Origin of the sequence: Dyella sp. ASV21, assembly GCF_016428975.1 — a bacterium.
In the GTDB taxonomy this organism is placed as follows: Bacteria; Pseudomonadota; Gammaproteobacteria; order Xanthomonadales; family Rhodanobacteraceae; genus Dyella.
Window position 1 is genome coordinate 22,661 of record NZ_JAELTT010000041.1, and the last position, 16,963, is coordinate 39,623.

14 protein-coding genes are annotated in these 16,963 nt (G+C 61.0%); 4 read left to right on the forward strand and 10 right to left on the reverse strand.

Annotation, left to right across the window (positions count from 1 at the left end):
- Nucleotides 1–12: 12 nt before the first annotated feature.
- From JHD67_RS14065 to JHD67_RS14110, 10 genes are all read right to left on the reverse strand, one after another.
- Nucleotides 13–3,753: a conjugal transfer protein TraG N-terminal domain-containing protein gene (locus tag JHD67_RS14065; RefSeq protein WP_199041184.1), complete on the reverse strand. Its 3,741-nt coding sequence runs from the start codon at nucleotides 3,751–3,753 to the stop codon at nucleotides 13–15.
- A 15-nt stretch (nucleotides 3,754–3,768) separates the two neighbouring features.
- Entirely contained in the window at nucleotides 3,769–5,220 is a 1,452-nt protein-coding gene (locus JHD67_RS14070; RefSeq protein ID WP_199041182.1) for a conjugal transfer protein TraH, read from the reverse strand.
- Between the two features lie 6 nt (nucleotides 5,221–5,226).
- Nucleotides 5,227–6,291 (reverse strand): conjugal transfer protein TraF, encoded by a 1,065-nt coding sequence (locus JHD67_RS14075; RefSeq protein WP_199041179.1) that lies wholly within the window; start codon nucleotides 6,289–6,291, stop codon nucleotides 5,227–5,229.
- Between the two features lie 81 nt (nucleotides 6,292–6,372).
- On the reverse strand, nucleotides 6,373–7,077 hold the full coding sequence (locus JHD67_RS14080) for a hypothetical protein (protein WP_199041176.1): 705 nt from the start codon (nucleotides 7,075–7,077) through the stop codon (nucleotides 6,373–6,375).
- A gap of 41 nt (nucleotides 7,078–7,118) precedes the next feature.
- Entirely contained in the window at nucleotides 7,119–7,754 is a 636-nt protein-coding gene (locus JHD67_RS14085) for a hypothetical protein (protein ID WP_199041173.1), read from the reverse strand.
- 162 nt (nucleotides 7,755–7,916) lie between these two features.
- Nucleotides 7,917–8,879 (reverse strand): helix-turn-helix domain-containing protein, encoded by a 963-nt coding sequence (locus JHD67_RS14090; RefSeq protein ID WP_199041170.1) that lies wholly within the window; start codon nucleotides 8,877–8,879, stop codon nucleotides 7,917–7,919.
- Nucleotides 8,880–9,347: 468 nt separating this feature from the next.
- The gene (locus JHD67_RS14095; protein ID WP_199041167.1) at nucleotides 9,348–10,409 is read right to left on the reverse strand and encodes a ParB N-terminal domain-containing protein; all 1,062 of its coding nucleotides are present in this window, start codon (nucleotides 10,407–10,409) and stop codon (nucleotides 9,348–9,350) included.
- Entirely contained in the window at nucleotides 10,402–11,640 is a 1,239-nt protein-coding gene (locus JHD67_RS14100; RefSeq protein ID WP_199041163.1) for an AAA family ATPase, read from the reverse strand. The genes JHD67_RS14095 and JHD67_RS14100 overlap by 8 nt, the downstream gene beginning before the upstream one ends.
- Before the next feature lie 180 nt (nucleotides 11,641–11,820).
- A complete protein-coding gene (locus JHD67_RS14105) occupies nucleotides 11,821–12,234 on the reverse strand; it encodes a hypothetical protein (protein ID WP_199041160.1) in 414 nt (137 codons plus the stop codon).
- Nucleotides 12,234–13,301, reverse strand: a complete 1,068-nt coding sequence (locus JHD67_RS14110; RefSeq protein ID WP_199041157.1) for a ParM/StbA family protein — start codon at nucleotides 13,299–13,301, stop codon at nucleotides 12,234–12,236. The genes JHD67_RS14105 and JHD67_RS14110 overlap by 1 nt, the downstream gene beginning before the upstream one ends.
- Nucleotides 13,302–13,906: 605 nt before the next feature.
- Between JHD67_RS14110 and mobI the strand changes: the two genes are divergently transcribed.
- From mobI to JHD67_RS14130, 4 genes are all read left to right on the forward strand, one after another.
- Complete coding sequence (mobI, locus tag JHD67_RS14115) at nucleotides 13,907–14,509, forward strand: conjugative transfer protein MobI(A/C) (protein WP_199041153.1); 603 nt, start codon at nucleotides 13,907–13,909, stop codon at nucleotides 14,507–14,509.
- 296 nt (nucleotides 14,510–14,805) lie between these two features.
- A complete protein-coding gene (locus JHD67_RS22910) occupies nucleotides 14,806–15,795 on the forward strand; it encodes a S49 family peptidase (RefSeq protein ID WP_199041151.1) in 990 nt (329 codons plus the stop codon).
- On the forward strand, nucleotides 15,796–16,239 hold the full coding sequence (locus JHD67_RS14125; RefSeq protein WP_199041149.1) for a CFI-box-CTERM domain-containing protein: 444 nt from the start codon (nucleotides 15,796–15,798) through the stop codon (nucleotides 16,237–16,239).
- Between the two features lie 5 nt (nucleotides 16,240–16,244).
- The gene (locus JHD67_RS14130) at nucleotides 16,245–16,931 is read left to right on the forward strand and encodes a hypothetical protein (RefSeq protein WP_199041147.1); all 687 of its coding nucleotides are present in this window, start codon (nucleotides 16,245–16,247) and stop codon (nucleotides 16,929–16,931) included.
- The last annotated feature ends 32 nt before the right edge of the window (nucleotides 16,932–16,963 follow it).

A 16,963-nucleotide genomic window follows, 5' to 3' on the forward strand; every position in this document is an offset into this window, starting at 1 on the left:
TTATTTCTTGCCTCATCCCTGTCCCTGGTTCGGACGCCCGCCTCCGACCTCAGTTGAACCAAACGCTGGGGTGCTAACCCCCTGCCCGGCACCAGAGCCGGGCCGCACCCTGCCCTCGTCCGATGGACCTCCATTGCTCATCGGCGTTTGGGAGCCCCCAATCATCGGCGCGCCAACCGAAGGCCCTGATGCTCCCTGGTCTCCTCCAACGGAGGGCGAACCAACGGCGCCCTGGTGGGAGTTCGCGCCGGGGCCGACGAACCCCGGGCCAAATACGGACGTGTTGCGATCGATGGTCTGCGGTCCCGGGCGGGTGAGCTGCATACCCTCCGGATTCTGGCCAAGCGCTATTTCAGCGCCGGACATATCGCCCACGCCGCCGCCCCATGACTTCGTATGGGCAACCTGCTCGTAGGCCTCCAGATTTTTGCGCTCGTCCGGCGTCAAGTTCGCCACCGAACTGTCGTAGGCCTGCACGATCTCCGGCGTCGCGCCGTTGTGCGCGTGCACCGCATCAATCGCGGCCTTCGCGACCAGTAGGTCACGGCTCTGGTAATTGCCTTCCGATTGGATGAGCTGATCCGCTCGACCTCCAAACCACTGGTTGGCGTCGCTTCGCAGCGTCGGGTCTGTGGCGACGTCCTTGGCACTCGACGAAGTGATACCGCCGAAGCCGAAAGTCATGCTCTGCTTACCGCGCTCGTCCATCATGAATTCTTGCTTCTTCGCGATGTCCCGCTCCGCTTCGCCTCCATTGACGGCTCGCGCGATGCTCATTGCCCCCTGGGCACTCTGGGCGCTATGGTTTGTCGCGGCGGACACCCGGTCGTCATAGAAGCGCTTCATGTCCTTGGCCAAGCCACCAGTGTCGTTGTTCGCCATCTCCTTCGCGCGAGCGTTCTTGAGATCGGCGGCTTCCTTCTGGACGACACCGGTGTTCGTCTCAAACTGATCACGAACACGACCAGAAACCGCATTTGCCGCATTCGGATCCTGGCGGTAGCCCTCGAGTTCACGGCTCTGCTGATCCATGTTGGCCACGGCCTCGCCGATCCCAGCGCGCTGAACGACAGCGCCCGTCGCCTCAGGCACAGATGCGCCGGAGACCAGGCTTTGAGCCTGTCCCTTGATGTTGTTCTCGTTCAAGCCAGAGCCCAGCGGGTGACCACCGACTTGCTGCGCTGCCACACCCTTGACCACGTCCGAAGCCAACCCGGAGTTGCGGTACGGATCGCCAAGCGCGGCCTTGCTGACATCACCGCCGAACATGGCTCCGCCCTGCCCCAGTGCTTTCAACAGCGCCTGGCTGCGGTCGCTCTCGTGCCCAGCCCGCAGGGCCTCCCGACCGGCCACTGGGAGGCTCTTACCCTCCAACGCCACCAGTGCCGCCTGCACATCGGCGACCTTCGAATCACTCGATCCCCAGCCCGAACCTTGCACGTACTGCCGGGCGTAGTTGAATGCCTCGACGCCGGCGTGCTGCTTCGCTGCATTGATGACCTCATCGGCGTGACCACGACCTGCGATTCCCGTAGCAGCCTGGATGCTGTCAATTTGCTGCGAGCTGCCGAACTGAGACTTCAACGACTGCGCTTCCTGGAACTGCTCCTGCTTCGACTTCATGTCAGACAGCGCGCTCTGGTACTGGTTACTACCCACGGCACTTTCAGCGATCTTCGAGCCCTGCGAAGCCATGTTCTGCACAGTGTCGTTCACCGCAGTGGCCATCTGCGCAGTCATCGCCTTGTTGTACGACGAGTCACGCTTGATCTGCTCACCAAGAGCTTGCGCATCCTTCTCAGTGAACTCGTGCCTCGAGCTGCTGCCCGCGGCAAGGCTGATACCGGCGGCCTTCGCGATGCCGGCCGCCGCTTGTCCCTGGCCGGCGGCGGACATGGCCATAACCGCGGCCCATGCCTGCTCTTGTCCGCTCTTGATGTCGTAACCCTGAGACGTACCCCACTTCGCCATTTCCTGCTGGCTTTGCGATGCGGAGCCCTGGAACATATGGGAGCCAGACACTGTCTGACCAATCTCGTTCTGGAAGCTCTGGCTGATAGCCTTGGATGCGGTGGAAGTCAGGTTGTTCGAAGAAGCCTCAAGCGCTGCAGAGGAACTAGAGACCGCGCTTTCGCCAATCGTCGCGCCGGAGTATTTCGGCGCAATCGCAGAAGCGCCGGTGATGTGGCTACCGCCAATCTGACTATGCGATTCCATCGAGCCGCGCTCCATGATTGGCGCGTCCTTGACGGAGTCGGGGCTCACCATCTTCTCGTTGCTGAACTCTGCACCCTGCATACGGCCAGCAAGCGCGCTCGCAGTCACGGCTCCGCCGAAGATCAGCATCATCGTGATCGCCGGCGTCGCCGCCGCAATCGTTGCACCCGTGGCAAGCCAGTTCACAATCTGGTGTTGCAGATTGGCTGCACCCGCGATGCTTGTCACCGATAGTGGAGTGGCCCCAGGTGGAACCTGGTTCATCGCGTCCACTGCGTGCTGGGCCATCGTCACCTGAAAAAGATTCACCACAGACAAGACAGGCAGCCACAATGCGACCCAGATCGTCAGGACCATGTAGGTCATCAGCTTCTGGAAGCCCCAGGCACCGAGACCGACAACCAAGGCCATGAAGGGGGCCATGGCGTAAATCATCGACTCGAAGAACGCAGCCATCGGCCGCGCCACCTGGCGGAACATGGATTCATCGGCGCCCCATTGCGTGGCACGCTGCTCGGTTCCCTGGTTCACCATCACCGCGGTCATAACGTCCAGTCCTGAGGGATCGCTGCCGCGTCGCAGGGCCATAGACCACACCGCATTGACGGCGGAACTCATCGTGTACGCGGCCGCCTCATCGCCGGCCATACCGATGTCGTTGAATGCATCCCGCATCTGCTGGGCAGCAGGGTATCCCGGTACCACACGCTTCATGCGAACTGCAGACGCGTTGGCAAAGGCGCTGAAGAGCGAGTCGTCGCCGGCGTCTGCCTTCAGCTGATTGAGCGCGGCCGAACAGTCCATGTCGGTAATGTTGTGGGCCTTGTCCTCCCACTTCGTCGTGATGAACTTGTTGTTGTAGCCAAGGCCACCTGTGGTCGTGTCGCCGAAGCTGAAAGGATCGGAGGTGTTGAACGCCTTCGCCATGTTCAGCTGACTATTCCCTGCCGCCACAAACGTGCAGTTCGCGAGGTAGTAGGAGACGTTGTTCTTGAACCGTGACACGAGACCATTCGACCCTGTGTCGTCAAACTCTGGCAGCTCCCAGTTGCGCACGGCATTGATCCACTCGAGGCTACGACCGAAGCCTGTCGTGCCATCGGGATTGGTCCCGCCAGATGGAAGGCCATAGCCCTGCTCCATCTTTTCCGACAGCGTGAGCCCAAGCGTCGAGATGATGCTTCCCGCCGCTGCGACACCGAAGGGAACGTTGTCTACCGGGAAGGTCCCGTTCTGCACGGCTCCTGGCGCTCCGCCCAGGTCATGGATGATTACGTCCGCGCGCATACCGAACATCACGGTGAATGCGATGAACGACAGGAAGAGCACCCCGAACTCTGTCTTCTGCGCGTTGTTGGAGACGTGCTTGACGGCGACCATGAGAAGGCCCAAAAGGAGCCCGAGCGCGCCCAGAGAAACAAAGAGGCCGCTGTTGCTCATGGACGCGACGCCATCTAGGACGCGCTTCATGTAGAGACCATCGCCCATCGAGTAGATCTCGAACAGCTTGCCCGTTTTGACGAATAGATTTGGCACTGAGGATTCCTTTCGTCAGTTGACCGCGCCGACCGGGCGCTGCACCGGGTCACGCTTCTCCAGCGCGTGCTGGATCTCGGACCAATAGTTGATGACCGCGCTCTTGGACTTCGCGTTGTCGTAGTAGAGGCTCAGCTCCTCTTGGTTGCGCTGCAGCGATTCGTGAAGGAGCTGCCGGACTGGGCGGGTGTCCCCGCTCGTCTGCTGGGCGACGGCGGTTAGGGCAGAGTCGATATTGACGAAGACGATCTCGCGCGCGAGCTCGGCCGCGATCAGGTCGCCGAACTGCGCAACGAAACGCTTTGCTGCAGCCGGCGACTTCATGGCGAGGCTGATCGCCAATTGCGTGTACTGCCCGCCACCCGTCATCAGGGCCTGCTCCTGAGTGGTCGGCGAGCGCTGTCCAAGGTAGACCTGGTCGAGCATGCCGGACCCTTCAGAGCCATCGCCAAGGAACACCTTCATCAACTTCGTGCGCAGACCTTCATAATTGCTGTAGTCCTGAACGATGATGCGATTGCAGCCATTCACTTCATGCGGGTGCTGACCCACGCACTGGATTCGCTTGATCATGCGGGAACCGTCGGTTCCCTCGACCAGCTCCTTGATGGTCATGGTCGGCGGCTGTCGGTACTGGATCAACGAACCTTGCTGACCGACGCGCGACCCCGTCGCGCCGGCGACGGAGCACTCGCTTTGGGCCGCATCAGGCATGCATACGATGATCGTGCCAGTCAGCGACATGATGTCTTCCAACATCTGATCGTTCTGCTGGCCAACCCATGTGCCGACGCCTTGCGACATCAGCGCGCGCCACACGACGTTCCCAGGGATAACCTGATCGAAGATCTGTGGCGATTGATTGGCGAGCGAACCAAGGGGCGTCGTCGACTTATTGAGGTTCTTGCTTTGCTGGTAGTCATCAGCCTGACCGAGCCACGTGCGAACCGGCTTACCCATCTCCGCGATACCGGAGGCGATGGAGTTATCGCCACCCGCGTTGATGATGGACTGGCCCACTTCGCACGAGTTGATGTTGTTCATCGTCACGTTGTTCATCATGTTTTGCATCTCGCCCATGATCTTCTCGCACGACGGACACATGCTCTGCAGGGCGAGCTTGAACGCGTAGCCCACAGCTGCCGACGCAATGGATCGCAGCGCCGCAACGATCTGGTCTTTCGAGATGAATGAGAAAGAACCCATGAACGCGTCGATTCCACCGCAGCCGCCCGTGATGTTTGGTGCATTCATCGAGATGAGCTGCACATTCATCATGCGGTTCTTCATTTGGAAGCTACCGCCGGTAATCACGCCGCGACGAGCACCCATCACAACCTTCGGATCAGTCGTGTTCGTCATCGAGTTGAAGATGTTCGCTGACTGACCGGCGACGCCACTTTGTGCATGGACGTGGCCGCTGATGGCTGCCAGGGTTACAAGAACGAGAAGTAGGATTCGCTTCATTGCCGGTTACTCCGAGCCTTTCCATGGTGTGGCGTTTCCGCGCGTTGCCTTCTGCAGATCGTCGAGGGTCGCGGACTGCTGCGCCTCGCCGTGCATACCGGCGTGGCGAAGCGCATCCAGTACCTGCTTTGGATCGTTCGGGTCTGTGATCGAGGTGGGGTCAAATGCGTCAGTGATGTATCGCTGGGGCATGCCCTTCATCGCTCGCTCGTACGTCGCCTGGTCAATCCAGTTCTGATCGCGCGAGATCTCGATGATGCGGCGCTCAATGTCCGGCAACGACCGCTGCCCAACAGCCAGACTGACGAGCTGCCCTGTAGACGGATGAACCATGAACAACGTCGGTGTGTTGGTGACGCCGAGGTACTGCCCCTGCCCGCTATCTGCCACCCAATTCGGGAACGAGCCGTCCTGCAACGGCTGATGGTCCAAGCTGATCGGGAGGATGGAGATGTTCGAGTCCTGCTGTAGCAGGTCGAGCAGCGGGTTCTGCCGGTGGCAATACGGGCAGTCCGACCGGAAGAAGTACCAAAGGCCTGTGGTCTGCGCGATCTGGCGCAGGACTTCTGCGCGCTCCGAGTCGCGCTTTGTGTCCAGCTCGCGCAGCGCGAAAGTACTGGTCGGATTTCGGATCGTCTCATCGAGCGCAGGGTTTGCGCTCATGACGCGGATGTAGGTGTTGGCGAACTGTTCCGACTTATCCATCGCGAGCTTCTGGACATAGCCGTACAGCTCGACCTTATCCCTGTTCCCCGGGTCGTTGATGGCATCCATCATGATTCGAGGGAGGTTCTTCTGGATCCACTCGGCGCTGCCGACTTTCTCGCTCATGTCGGTCGGCGCGCTGGGCGGGGCAGGCTTCGGAGGTGGGGTCTTCTTCTTCTCCTCCTCCCGGGGGTCTCGATAGAAGAACCAGCCATCGTCCGGATTCCGCGGGGGTTTTGTGGTCGCCGGTTGTTGAGTGTCCTCTTGCCCGGCGGGAGCTTTCGCCGGCGGGTTCGGCAGTGCGCTGGCCGGCATGGTGGCCAGCAGAGCGAGGGACGTGAGAACTGCAGAGATGAGGGCGCGCATACCACCCATGCTAGGTGGCGCGCCAAAGAGGCTAGCGGCGAAACACTGCCGTTGTTCGGGCTAGTTTCGACCGGTACGGTTTTAGCGCGTCGCGGCCTTCGGTTCACCCACGCCGGCCGCGCGGAGGCGTTGTCGGCGCTCGAAGAGATCGGCAGCCAGGGTCGGGATAACCGTGTTGTCGGCCTGGCGAATGGTCGTGACGAACGTTACCTCACGGTCATCAATTACCTTCTTCTTCATGGTGGTGACCGATTCGGTGATGCGGCAGAGCGGACACGCGCGGTCCGACTCGTTTATTTTTGCGCCCAGCCCCTCGCTCTCCTTAGACGGCACGACGTGGCGAGTGTGGCACGCGGAACAGGTGATCAGCCGCAGCGCGCCACTCTGGAGCGAGAGCGCGGCTTCGGTTAGGCGTTCCCAATCCGCAGAGTGCAGTTGGCTTGGCGCTCGGGCGCACATGCTGCGGACGGCGTCCAGGATGTGGCACGCAAGTAAGGTACCGGCAGGATTGAGCTTGCGTTGACGTTCCACCATGACGAGGAACATCGAGATCTGCTGGTGCGTCGTCGCGTTGCGGAAGATATCGTCGATACTGGTCTTGCGGCGACCGGTCTTGAAATTGCCGACCGACTTCACGATCCGCGACGTGTTGCTTTGGGGGATTCCGGTCAGCTCGTGAATCAAGCTGGCACGTAGTCCGAGCTTGGCCAAGCGTTCCGCAGAATTGACGATGGATCCGTCTTGGTAGCCGGCCAGATGCTTGGCCTGCAGGATCGCCAACTTCATGGCGCCGTCGTGGGCTTTGCCAACAAGCCTCTGAGATGTCGTCATGACACAACCCCTTGCGCGTGCTCAGCAGCTGGCTCATCAAAGCATGCGGCCGCCATGCCGGCGACTGCGAGGCGCGTTGGATTCGTAACGCCCTGCCCTTCCAAGCTCAACGCCAGTTCAAAGCCGGAGGACTGACTAATCCTAAGGGCTATCGGGAAACGTGCAAGCAGGCGCAGCTCATTCAGCTTCAGGGTTGCGATACGGCGAATGACCTGATGGTCGTCGATATCGAACGTCGTCGCACACGCGTGGTGGTTCTGATGTGCCTCTTGGCGGAACAGTGTCCAAAACTGTTGCTGGATCCGCTCCAGCTCACGACCGAAGTGCTCGTTTTCGGAATAGAACTCAGGAGCGTTAACCAAACCCTTCGGACGAAGGCCACCTTCCAGCGTATCGAGCGCAGCGTTCAGCTCCGTGGTGCGAGGGCCGAACGGGCAACCGACGGCGCCGAGCAACCGGCGCAAAGCAGCCTGGTCGAGGCGTTCGAGGACGTAGAGCAAACGCTGATTGCGGAAACGGCAGATCTCTTGGGCTGCTGATGGATCCCGGGCGGCGACCTGACGAATGAACATCAACGCGTCCAAGCCGTAGTCGACCAGGTCGTTCACCAAAAAAGTGTTTGCATCCAGCACGTTCTACTCCTAAGCACTGTGTCCGGGTAAGGCAGGCCCCAAGCGGTCCGGATTCATAGCGGACCAACCAAGAGCGCAATCAGGGCATTCGGTCCACAGGCATGTCGGTTGTCGGCGACTAACTGGTTTTCTTTAGAAGCTTTTATTTGTTGGAAAACCTAGTTAGTGAACGGAAACCGATGCACCTGTGGATAACTGCCCTCCATGGACTGCCGAGCACGATTCGACGGCCGTGTACCAAGCCTGCCTAATGCTGCGTGGGCGAGACCAAGTCACACGGGACATCACCGATGCTAGGACACGACTGCCGGCGTCCCAAGCGTGCCCGCGTACAAAGCCCACCGCACGCGAGTAGCCCGCCTCGGCGGCGAGTCGCTTGGCCATCGGTCCATTGAGCTGGCGTCCACGCGCCATGACGAGCAAGAGCGTTTCGCGGATAAAGCGTAGGTCGACAGGGCACGGTGCCTGCACGGCGAACTCCGCTGCATTGAGTTCGAGGACGGTGCCGTCGGAGAGCGGGACCACCACCCTGCCCTCAGCCTCTGCGTCCGCGATCAGCTGCGCCTCGTCAACGGCGGCCATCAAGGTCTCCTGAGCCTGCTCGGTGTTTGCGCGCAGAGCCCCCATGACGCGCTCGTACGCGTCAGACGGCCCACGGAAGTCCTGGAGGAGCGAAGGGTCCGGGACGACCCCCTCCTTCCATGCCTGCGCGCACGCCTCTGTGATGATCAGTGGCTCGCCAACAAGGTCGCTAAGGAGGCTTGCGGGAAGCGATGTTGCGCCTAACGCTGACGGGCGTAGAATGTCAAGCCCTTTTGGTGTGATCAGGGTGAGCGCAACGCAGCCCTTCTGTTTGATGTGTTGGTGACGTGCGATTAGGCCTGCGTCCCTGAGCGAATTGATGGCGCGCTGGACGGCGGCTGGAGTCATGGAAGCAGAATTCGCGATTTCGTAGGTAGAGAGCGCGGTGGTGCACTCCCCTTCCGCGAACTCGGTCGTCTGGGCAAGGGTCAGGAGTACGACTGCGGCGGCAATGCTTGAGCAATGCGGGCGGAGCCTTTGAAGGATCGACAGGGTGTCAGCGACCGCCGAAGCGTTCGGGATGGTGTGCGCATAAGTTGTCATTTGAGGTCCTCACTTTTTTGAGGACGAGCGAAACTTGACCCAAATGGTTTTTTGGTCGTACCCTAAAGACCGGTCGCCAAACCGGGCCTTTTTGGGTTGAGTACAACCAATCCCATAGGTCTACGAAAAGAAGCCCTGCGGTTCCAGCCGTGGGGCTTTTTCGTATGTGTCGTTCGTCGCTACGTCATGTCATCTGGTTCCGATTGCCTAAGCACGATTGCCTTGGCGCCTTTGCGACTGAGTCGCTTGAGACGAGCCTCAGTTAAGGGTCCTCTCAAGCCACCCTGGCCTGAGTTTTCGGACAGGTCCGAAAACTAGGTCCGTTTGATGTCTTTGGAACTTTTCGGACACGTCCGAAAACCTCTCTTGGTGTTCAGTGCTGACCAGTTTTCGGACGCGTCCGAAAACTGGTCTGGTTATCGCTAGATGAATCCATATCTGTAGAAACTTTTCGGACACGTCCGAAAACTAGATCTGGATCTCGAACCCTGCCTGTTTGGCCGCGGCCTGGACCGCTTTCATGAACTTCTTGCGCGCATCCTCAGAAAGTTCGTTAGTTACAAACGAAATCCGCCCGTCAGACACCTCAGCCTTTACCGATGCCGTTCTGGCCGTGTTGGAAGGCACCGGTGCCTTCTTCTCTGCCAAGGCGACGAGAAAGGCCGTCGCCTCGGCAGCGGTCGGAATTGGCGTCTTCTTCTGCAGCAGCTTCAACCGCTCAATGAGGTCCTTCTCTCGATCTCGATGGAGACGAGCCAGGGTGCGCGCTGCACGGAAGGAAATCTTCAATGGATCCGGGTGAACCTCCAAAAGGAGGTCCGGCAGCGAACCGATCAATCTCAGCTCCGATAGGTGCTGAGTGCCGATCTCCAGCCGTGCGGCAACCTTGTCAGCCGAGCCATAGCCGGCATCCCTCATCCAGCTCTCCACCTGACGGCCGAGCTCGATGACCGAAATATCCTCACGGTCCTCGTTCTCGAAGTGCTGGAACACCATCACTTCTTCGTTAGTGGTCTCCTTCGGCAGGATCAATGCACGCAGCAGATAACCGTCCTGTAGACAGCCCTGCCAGCGGCGATAGCCATACACGGCTTCGTAACGACCGCCGTCCTTCTCGCGAAGCATCACGGGTGTCGTGTTGCCCTTCGTGACGGCCATCTTTGCCTTGAGGCTACGGAAAGCCTCGGAGCGAGTTGCGTCGTAAGCGACACCGAGACGGTTGTGGAACGGGCCGTGGTCGACAAGCTTCGGGTCAATGTCGTCCCGCATAGGGATCGCCGCGCCCCATCTATCCTCGTATTCCTTCAGCTTCTGCTCCAGGCCTTGAGCCTGGCCGCCGAACATCGTGGACATGAAGGAGCCCCGGGTGCGGGCAGGGGGCTCGCTTGCCTCCGTTGCGTGGTCGTCAGGTCCATCCACAGCGTGGCCGTCGATGCGATCGACGTCCGTACTGGCGCTGCCTGAGGTCGCCAAGCCACTCGCCAGCACGCTGCCAAGAATTCCATTGCGGCGGTCTTTAGCCTTACTCATTGCCGCTCTCCTTCTGATTCACTTCACGAACTTGTTCCGCCCATTCCCCCTCAATCAGCCCAACCAAGCGATTGGCGAACTGGTCGACGGCGTCACGCGCGCGGCGCAGTGCTCGGGAATCAACTTCCGCGCCGGTCACCTCATAGATCGAGCGCATCTGGGAGAGGGCGTTCTCCACGGCGCTTAGCTTCGGTATGCCTTCCTCAACCCGGTACCGGCCAAACAGATGCCCGGCGAACGTTCGCACGTCAGAGGCGGCATTCGTGCTCTCAACGCGTGAGTGCATGAACACTGTGGGGCTCCAGCTCTTGCCAAACCCCTTGAGTCTCGAAATGGCTGAGATCAAGTCGCCGCTCATGCCGCAGAAGTCGATCGTTGCGGAGAAGTCGGGGAAGCTCGGTGGAAGCGGGACAACCAGGGAATTTGCAGCCCACAGGACGTTCAAGGCAAGGAAGCTGAAAGCCGGTGCCGTATCGATGACAATGATGTCGTAGTTCTCTTCGATGGCCGACAGGGCGTCATCGAACAGGCGGTAGAACTCGGATGCACCGTCGACCTTGTTCATGAACGCCGAAGCGATGTGGATATCCGATCCGGTCATCTCCAGCGAGGCCGGAATGATGTCCAGGCCGTCGATGTGGGTCGACTGAGGGCGCAGACCGATACGCTCGGACTGTGCCTTCGAGACGTTTTCGAACAGCGACGTCAGGGTCATGTCCGGGTCGATATCTTCCGGGCGGAAACCCATCAGTCGGCTCAGCGTGCCCTGAGGGTCAGCGTCAACAAGCAGGGTGCGGTACCCACGCAGCGGGAAGGCCTGGCCTATGTGAAATGCGACCGTTGTTTTCGTTGCGCCGCCTTTGAAATTGGCTACCGCCATGCGGACTGCACGACTACCCTTAGGGCGGCGCGGCCGAAGCCCGAGCATCTCCTGGATCTTGTGGATCTCCTCCAGAGTGACCCGTGCTTCAGCGGCGGCGGAATCGCCAAGCCTCAACTTCTTGCGAGCTTCCTTCCATCGGTATTCGCTGATGCCGCCGATCTCCATGGCTTCAGTCTTGCGGAAGGTACGAAGGACGCGACGCTCATTGGGCTCGTTTGTGGCCTCGGCCAACTTCAGGAGCATCTCCTGGCCGTGGTCCGCCCAGCGGCGAAAGTCTTCGGGCGTTGCTCGCAGGGTCGTAGGTCCCGCTTGAACTTGCTCAACGGGGGTCTCAATGGGCGTAGCCATGAAAGCTCCTAGCTAAAGAAATGGTCACAAAGTAGCCGCAGGGTGCAGATTTTGGGCGAGGCTACACCCACGAAAATGGCAATGGAAGTCAAAAACGAAGGTGATCAGGCAAACAAAATGCCTATTTGTATTCGATCACCTTCCGAAACTTTGGAAGCCGTGACCAAGAAGGGGTTCGAATCAGAACTCCTCGAGCTGTCCGAGCATGCCGTCCAAGCCAGCGCCTTGGTCTCCTCGGAGTTCCGGCGCTACCACGGAAAGTCGATCCGACGCGGGTTCCGAGGGCAGGGCAGCCATGGCTGAGCCGGGCGATGCCATCACCGCTGGAAGAACCAGTCGGCCGGATTCCTTTCGGCCTTCAAGCAATGCGCCCTGGGCTTCGAGCAACAGCCCGAGACGGGCGAGGTACTTCATCCGCTTTCCGCGCGCCCGGGCCTTGAAGTTGCCTAGGTCGCTGAGCAGGTCCTGGTCAGCGACTGCTTCCGGATCCCAACGCACGATGATGCGAGGCGTGTAACCGTCGGGGTCGCGGGTCGTCTTGGCCCTCGCCCTCGCACGCTTGCCTTCGGCTGCGGCCAACGGGGAGACGGCCATTAGGCGCGCCTCTGCTGAGCCGAAGCTTGAGCCGCCTGGCGTTCTGCAGAGATCGCCGCGCGATGAGCAAGCCAGAGATAGCCCTCGCCGTTGGCCATGACGGGGTCTGGCGTCGAGATGACCTGCGACGACTTGAAGTGTGCCTTGGCCGCCGGCTCGAACAGCTCGGCGCCGCCGCCCGTGAGGATCACGCAGTCGGTGACATCGCCGATATCGCGCAGCGAAGACAGGATCGCCGGCAGAACCTGGCGGGATACGGTCGCGGCGGCCTGGTCGATGTAGTTTCGATACGGCACCGTATGGATGCCGAGTTGCATCGTTGCCTGCCCGTTGCGGAAGGCCGCCTCGAGGCGATTGACGCTCAGCTGAGCACCGCCGTGGTTCTCCGAAATCTGACGGGCGGCTACTTCGAGGATGCGCCCGGTCGCCTGCGGGCTGGTCTGGGCCGTACCGCCACGCACAGAGCCGCCCTGCATGAGCACCCAGTCGACGGAGTAGAAGCCCACGTCGATGATCAGGATGGTCCGGCCATCATTGGCGGTGTCCTGGTCGTGGAACAGCGAGGCGTAGGTCCCCATGGGCTGAGCAAGCACAAGGACACGGTCGACCCGGACGCTTCGGTGTTCACTGATCTGGTGTTCGCCCTTCAAGCGCTCCGAGAGACGCTGGCGAATGACGCGACTGTCGGGGCCATCGAACTGGTCGCAGGGAAGGCCAGTGACCAGGATGCCGATGTGGTTGTAGTTCAAGCGGGCCAGGGCCGCGTAGTACAGGGCCAGGTACTCCGGCGAGTAGATGTAGGTCGGGTCCAACTGCCGGGTGAAGCCCTGCAAGATCTGGGGATCAGTGCCGGCGACCCACGGCAACCCGTTGATAGTGACGCGTTCGCCACCGCGCAGGTCGTAGCCGCCACCGAGGGCCTTTGGCGCCTGCTCGAGAGGAGCCGCACCGATCGGAAGCTTGATCACATCGGGCTGCGTTGCGCCCGGGCGAAGGCCCAAAGCCTTCAAATTGCCGTAGCCGATATCCAGCGCCGCCAACGGCGTGTGGATGCTGCACATTTCCATGGGTTCTCCTTGGCTATAAGCCGTTGAAATAACAAACGAAAAGGCCCGCGACTCCTCGGTCCCGAGGCTGGGCGGGTGCAGATACGGTCGCATGGGTAGGGGGAGGGTCCAAAACGCCCCGCGATGTGCACCGCGCTCGGTAGCGAACTCGGCTAAATGGCTTTGCAGAGCCATTTGCTCGCTATTGGAATCTGCACAGGGTCGCTTCAATCTCGGAAACACCCCCTAGAGATCGGGGTGTTACCACCCGGGAGAGACCCGGCGTGGCGCGAGTGAGGCTCACGATCCGCGCTACGCGAGGCGCCGGCGTGTGGACCGTCGCGGGACTGGGGGCGGGACTTGGGGTAAGCACGTTGGTCTGCGCCACTACCCAATGTGACGGGTGTCCGGTGCGATTCCCCATATCAATCAAATGGGACTGCGCCCAACTCCCCAAGAGCGCGGGGCGCGGAAGACCGGGCATTGGTCCGTGCGGGTCGATTGACTAGCCAATCCCCATATCAATGAAGTGGCTTTCAGTCAGTTCCCCAGGTTCGGAAACCCCCTGCGATAACGAGGGTGTTTTTCCCTGAGTGGGGAGCGCTGCAAATCCCATGATAGATAGAATGACTGGGACAGACACCAAAGAAGCTACACGCCAAATCGCACTCAATGCGCAGGAGGCACAAAGGGGGCTCGATAGGCTCACGGCCATCGCGTCAGAAATCCAAATCGCCGAGGCATTGCTCGAAGCCGAAGCCGAGTCACTCGTCGAAGAATTCCGCAACGGTCGAGCCAAGCTGCGCGACGAAGAGAAGCTCCAGCGAGAGGCCGCAGCGGAACCCGCAAAGGGAAGCCTCTACTCACCACTGAACATCAGTGTCCGAGCCCACAAGGGTTCGATGGAGCTGTATTGGTTCACGCAGAACAAGGGCAAGGGAGAGCGGAGTGCGTTCAAGTACATCCCGCAAGGGAGGAGCGGGAGGGGGCGAGGGCACGGTTACCACCTCACCACGTTGCTGGCCCATGCCCGTCCCTACGAGCGGGACATCGTCCGTGAGGCAGAGCGGGAGGCGACGTCGATTCGTGAGCGCCGGGCAGAGTTGCTCGACATTCGTCGCGCGGTGCAGCGTTTGACCCGGCGCTACGAGGAGCGGATTCAGGGAGTGCCTGAGGTGGCGGCAGTCGATGACGCGCCCGGGTTAGTACCCATGACGGATGCGCGATAAATCTGAAGACGACCCCCGCAGGAGGCGGGCAAGGAACAGGAATGGAAGCCACACAGTTCATCCACGGGCTTGGCCCGGCGGCCCACGGCAAGCAGCTCCACCTCTGGACCACCGTCCATCACTATTTGGGGCAGCGCGTCCCGATAGCCGCCCTGGTGCGTAGTCCCTGGAGCTGCTTGATGGCAACGCAGGCGCCCGCCCCTGGGCCGACCCCAGCAAACAGCCAAGGCCTACGCCTTGTGCATTCCCGATAACAGTAATTCGTGGAACAAATGTTTCACGAAATGGAGATCGAAGTGAGCGAGCAGCAGAACCAGCAGCACGAGAAGCCGGACGGGAACTGGCAGGGCGCGATCATTGACGTTGCGGCCCAGGCTGCCCAGCACTTTGCCCATCAGGAGCAGCGCGAGAAACACGAGGCCACATGGCGGAAGGTGCGCCGCGCGATCTTCATGGGTCTGGCCGTCGGTGGGTTCCTGACCTACTGGATGTTCGTCCGTTCTCTGGCAGGGAGCAGCGTGGAGGGGGACCCCACGACCGACGCCGTTGCCCTCATTCCGGTCCAAGGTGAGATCGCCAACAGCACGCGAGCTTCGGCAGACAAGGTGTTGGCCATGCTGGATCGGGCTTGCGACAACAAGAAGGTGAAGTACATCGTGCTCGACATCGACTCGCCCGGCGGTTCGCCCACGGAGGCGGAGCGGATGGTCTCGGGGCTGAACCAGTGCCGCGCAAAGTCCGGAAAGCCGATCTATTCGATCATCGGCCAGATCGGTGCGTCCGCTTCGTACATGGTCGCGGTGCACACCGACCGAATTTACGCGGGCCGTTACTCGGTGGTCGGGTCGATCGGCGCGATCATGCGTTACATCGATGCCAGCGAGGCAGCCTCGAAGCTCGGGCTGACGGAGCATGTGTTCCGGTCCGGTGCCCTGAAGGGCGGCGTGTCCCCGTGGTCGAAGACCTCCCCGGAGGATGCAGCCTTGAATACCGAGCTGGTCCGGCAGATGGGGCAGGGGTTCGTCGACGACGTGATCGCCACTCGAGGCAAGCGTCTCCATGCGAGCCGGGATGTGATCTCGTCGGGCCGGATCTGGACGTCGGCCGAGGCTTTGGACATGGGCCTGATCGATGGCGTCGCCGTCCTCGAGGATCTCAAGGGCACCGAGTTCAAGGGTCTGAAGATCACGAAGTACGACAGTCGAGCTCCTGTGTCCCGCTACCTCGGTCTCGACGAAACGTTCCACTCGATTCTGTCCGACGCCCTCCAGCCGAGGTTCCAGTAAATGAAGCAGCGCGCGCCGAGGGCGGGGGAGTACCTCGCCGCGACCAAGCTGGCATCGATGGCCTTCTGCGAGGTTCGCCTCCTGAAGGAACGCGAGCTTGGTCAGCGCGAGACGGCGGAACAAGCCGAAGCGAAGCGGGGAGGGGACCAAGAGCACGCGCACTTCCATGCGGTGGCGGTGCAGTCCCACAACTCCCGGCCTGAGGCGCGCGACACTCGCTGCTTTATCGCTACCGCGGTCTATGGGCTGACCGATCCGCGTACGGATGAGCTGCGAGCCTGGCGTGACGCGCATTTGCTCACGACCACCTTTGGACGGGCCTTCGTTCGTACCTACTATTCAATCAGCCCTTACGTGGCCAGTGCGCTGGATCGCTGGCCCTCGTTGAAGCCACCCGTGAGTCGGGTGTTGGACTGGGTCCGCTATGGACTGGCGGGGAAGTAACCACCGTGGAGAAAGCCGTGATGGATCACGCAAGCACTACCAACCAGCAGGCCAGCATGATTGTCCCCGTGATGTCGTCGCTCGACCTGGCCCTGTTCGAGGAGCAGGACCGGGCGGAGCGACACTACCGCCAGATTTACGCGATTCTTCAGGACGGCCAGTCTTGGGACAGCGACCGCACGCTCAATGCGGCTGCGCGAGCTGAGACCTACGTCGAGTCGGCAGGGGATCAAGCGCGCCAGATCGTGCGCGACCTTGGTGGGCAGATTCGCATGCAGCAGTACCGCGTGACCTCTCACCAGAACCAAGTGGCGTCGCGCCTGCACGGCCTGACCCTCCTGGAGGACGTGCGGGAGAAGGGCGATCGCATCCTCGCCGTGCACACGAACGTGGCCCTGGCCGGTCGGGCGATCACCGACTTCGCCCTCGTCTCGGCGTGGCAGGTAAACGGCTTGATCGGCGAGGTTCCCGAGGATCGTCTGCACCGGACGGCGTTTTGGCTCCACGCGTACCTGCAGGAGCGTCGCGGCCTGTGGCTCGACCGGCTCTCCCAGATCACCGGCATCACGGATCGCGTGTCGTTGGAAGACCTGACGGTCAAGTGGACGTCGCCGCACTTCCAGCGGTCGGAGTGGGTCATCGGCGGACTGCCGTCCGGTTACGACGCCGACCCCGAGCTGATGGACGACTGAGATGATCGGGACGCTCTTCCTCTTCCTTCTCC

Excerpts from the sequence above, each read along its gene's own strand:
- JHD67_RS14110 (WP_199041157.1), bottom strand. The coding sequence starts at position 13,301 with ATGGAAATGTGCAGCATCCACACGCCGTTGGCGGCGCTGGATATCGGC.
- JHD67_RS14095 (WP_199041167.1), bottom strand. The coding sequence starts at position 10,409 with ATGAGTAAGGCTAAAGACCGCCGCAATGGAATTCTTGGCAGCGTGCTG.
- JHD67_RS14125 (WP_199041149.1), top strand. The coding sequence starts at position 15,796 with ATGAAGCAGCGCGCGCCGAGGGCGGGGGAGTACCTCGCCGCGACCAAG.
- JHD67_RS14080 (WP_199041176.1), bottom strand. The coding sequence starts at position 7,077 with ATGAAGTTGGCGATCCTGCAGGCCAAGCATCTGGCCGGCTACCAAGAC.
- mobI (WP_199041153.1), top strand. The coding sequence starts at position 13,907 with ATGACTGGGACAGACACCAAAGAAGCTACACGCCAAATCGCACTCAAT.
- JHD67_RS14105 (WP_199041160.1), bottom strand. The coding sequence starts at position 12,234 with ATGGCCGTCTCCCCGTTGGCCGCAGCCGAAGGCAAGCGTGCGAGGGCG.
- JHD67_RS14075 (WP_199041179.1), bottom strand. The coding sequence starts at position 6,291 with ATGCGCGCCCTCATCTCTGCAGTTCTCACGTCCCTCGCTCTGCTGGCC.
- JHD67_RS14100 (WP_199041163.1), bottom strand. The coding sequence starts at position 11,640 with ATGGCTACGCCCATTGAGACCCCCGTTGAGCAAGTTCAAGCGGGACCT.
- JHD67_RS14090 (WP_199041170.1), bottom strand. The coding sequence starts at position 8,879 with ATGACAACTTATGCGCACACCATCCCGAACGCTTCGGCGGTCGCTGAC.
- JHD67_RS14070 (WP_199041182.1), bottom strand. The coding sequence starts at position 5,220 with ATGAAGCGAATCCTACTTCTCGTTCTTGTAACCCTGGCAGCCATCAGC.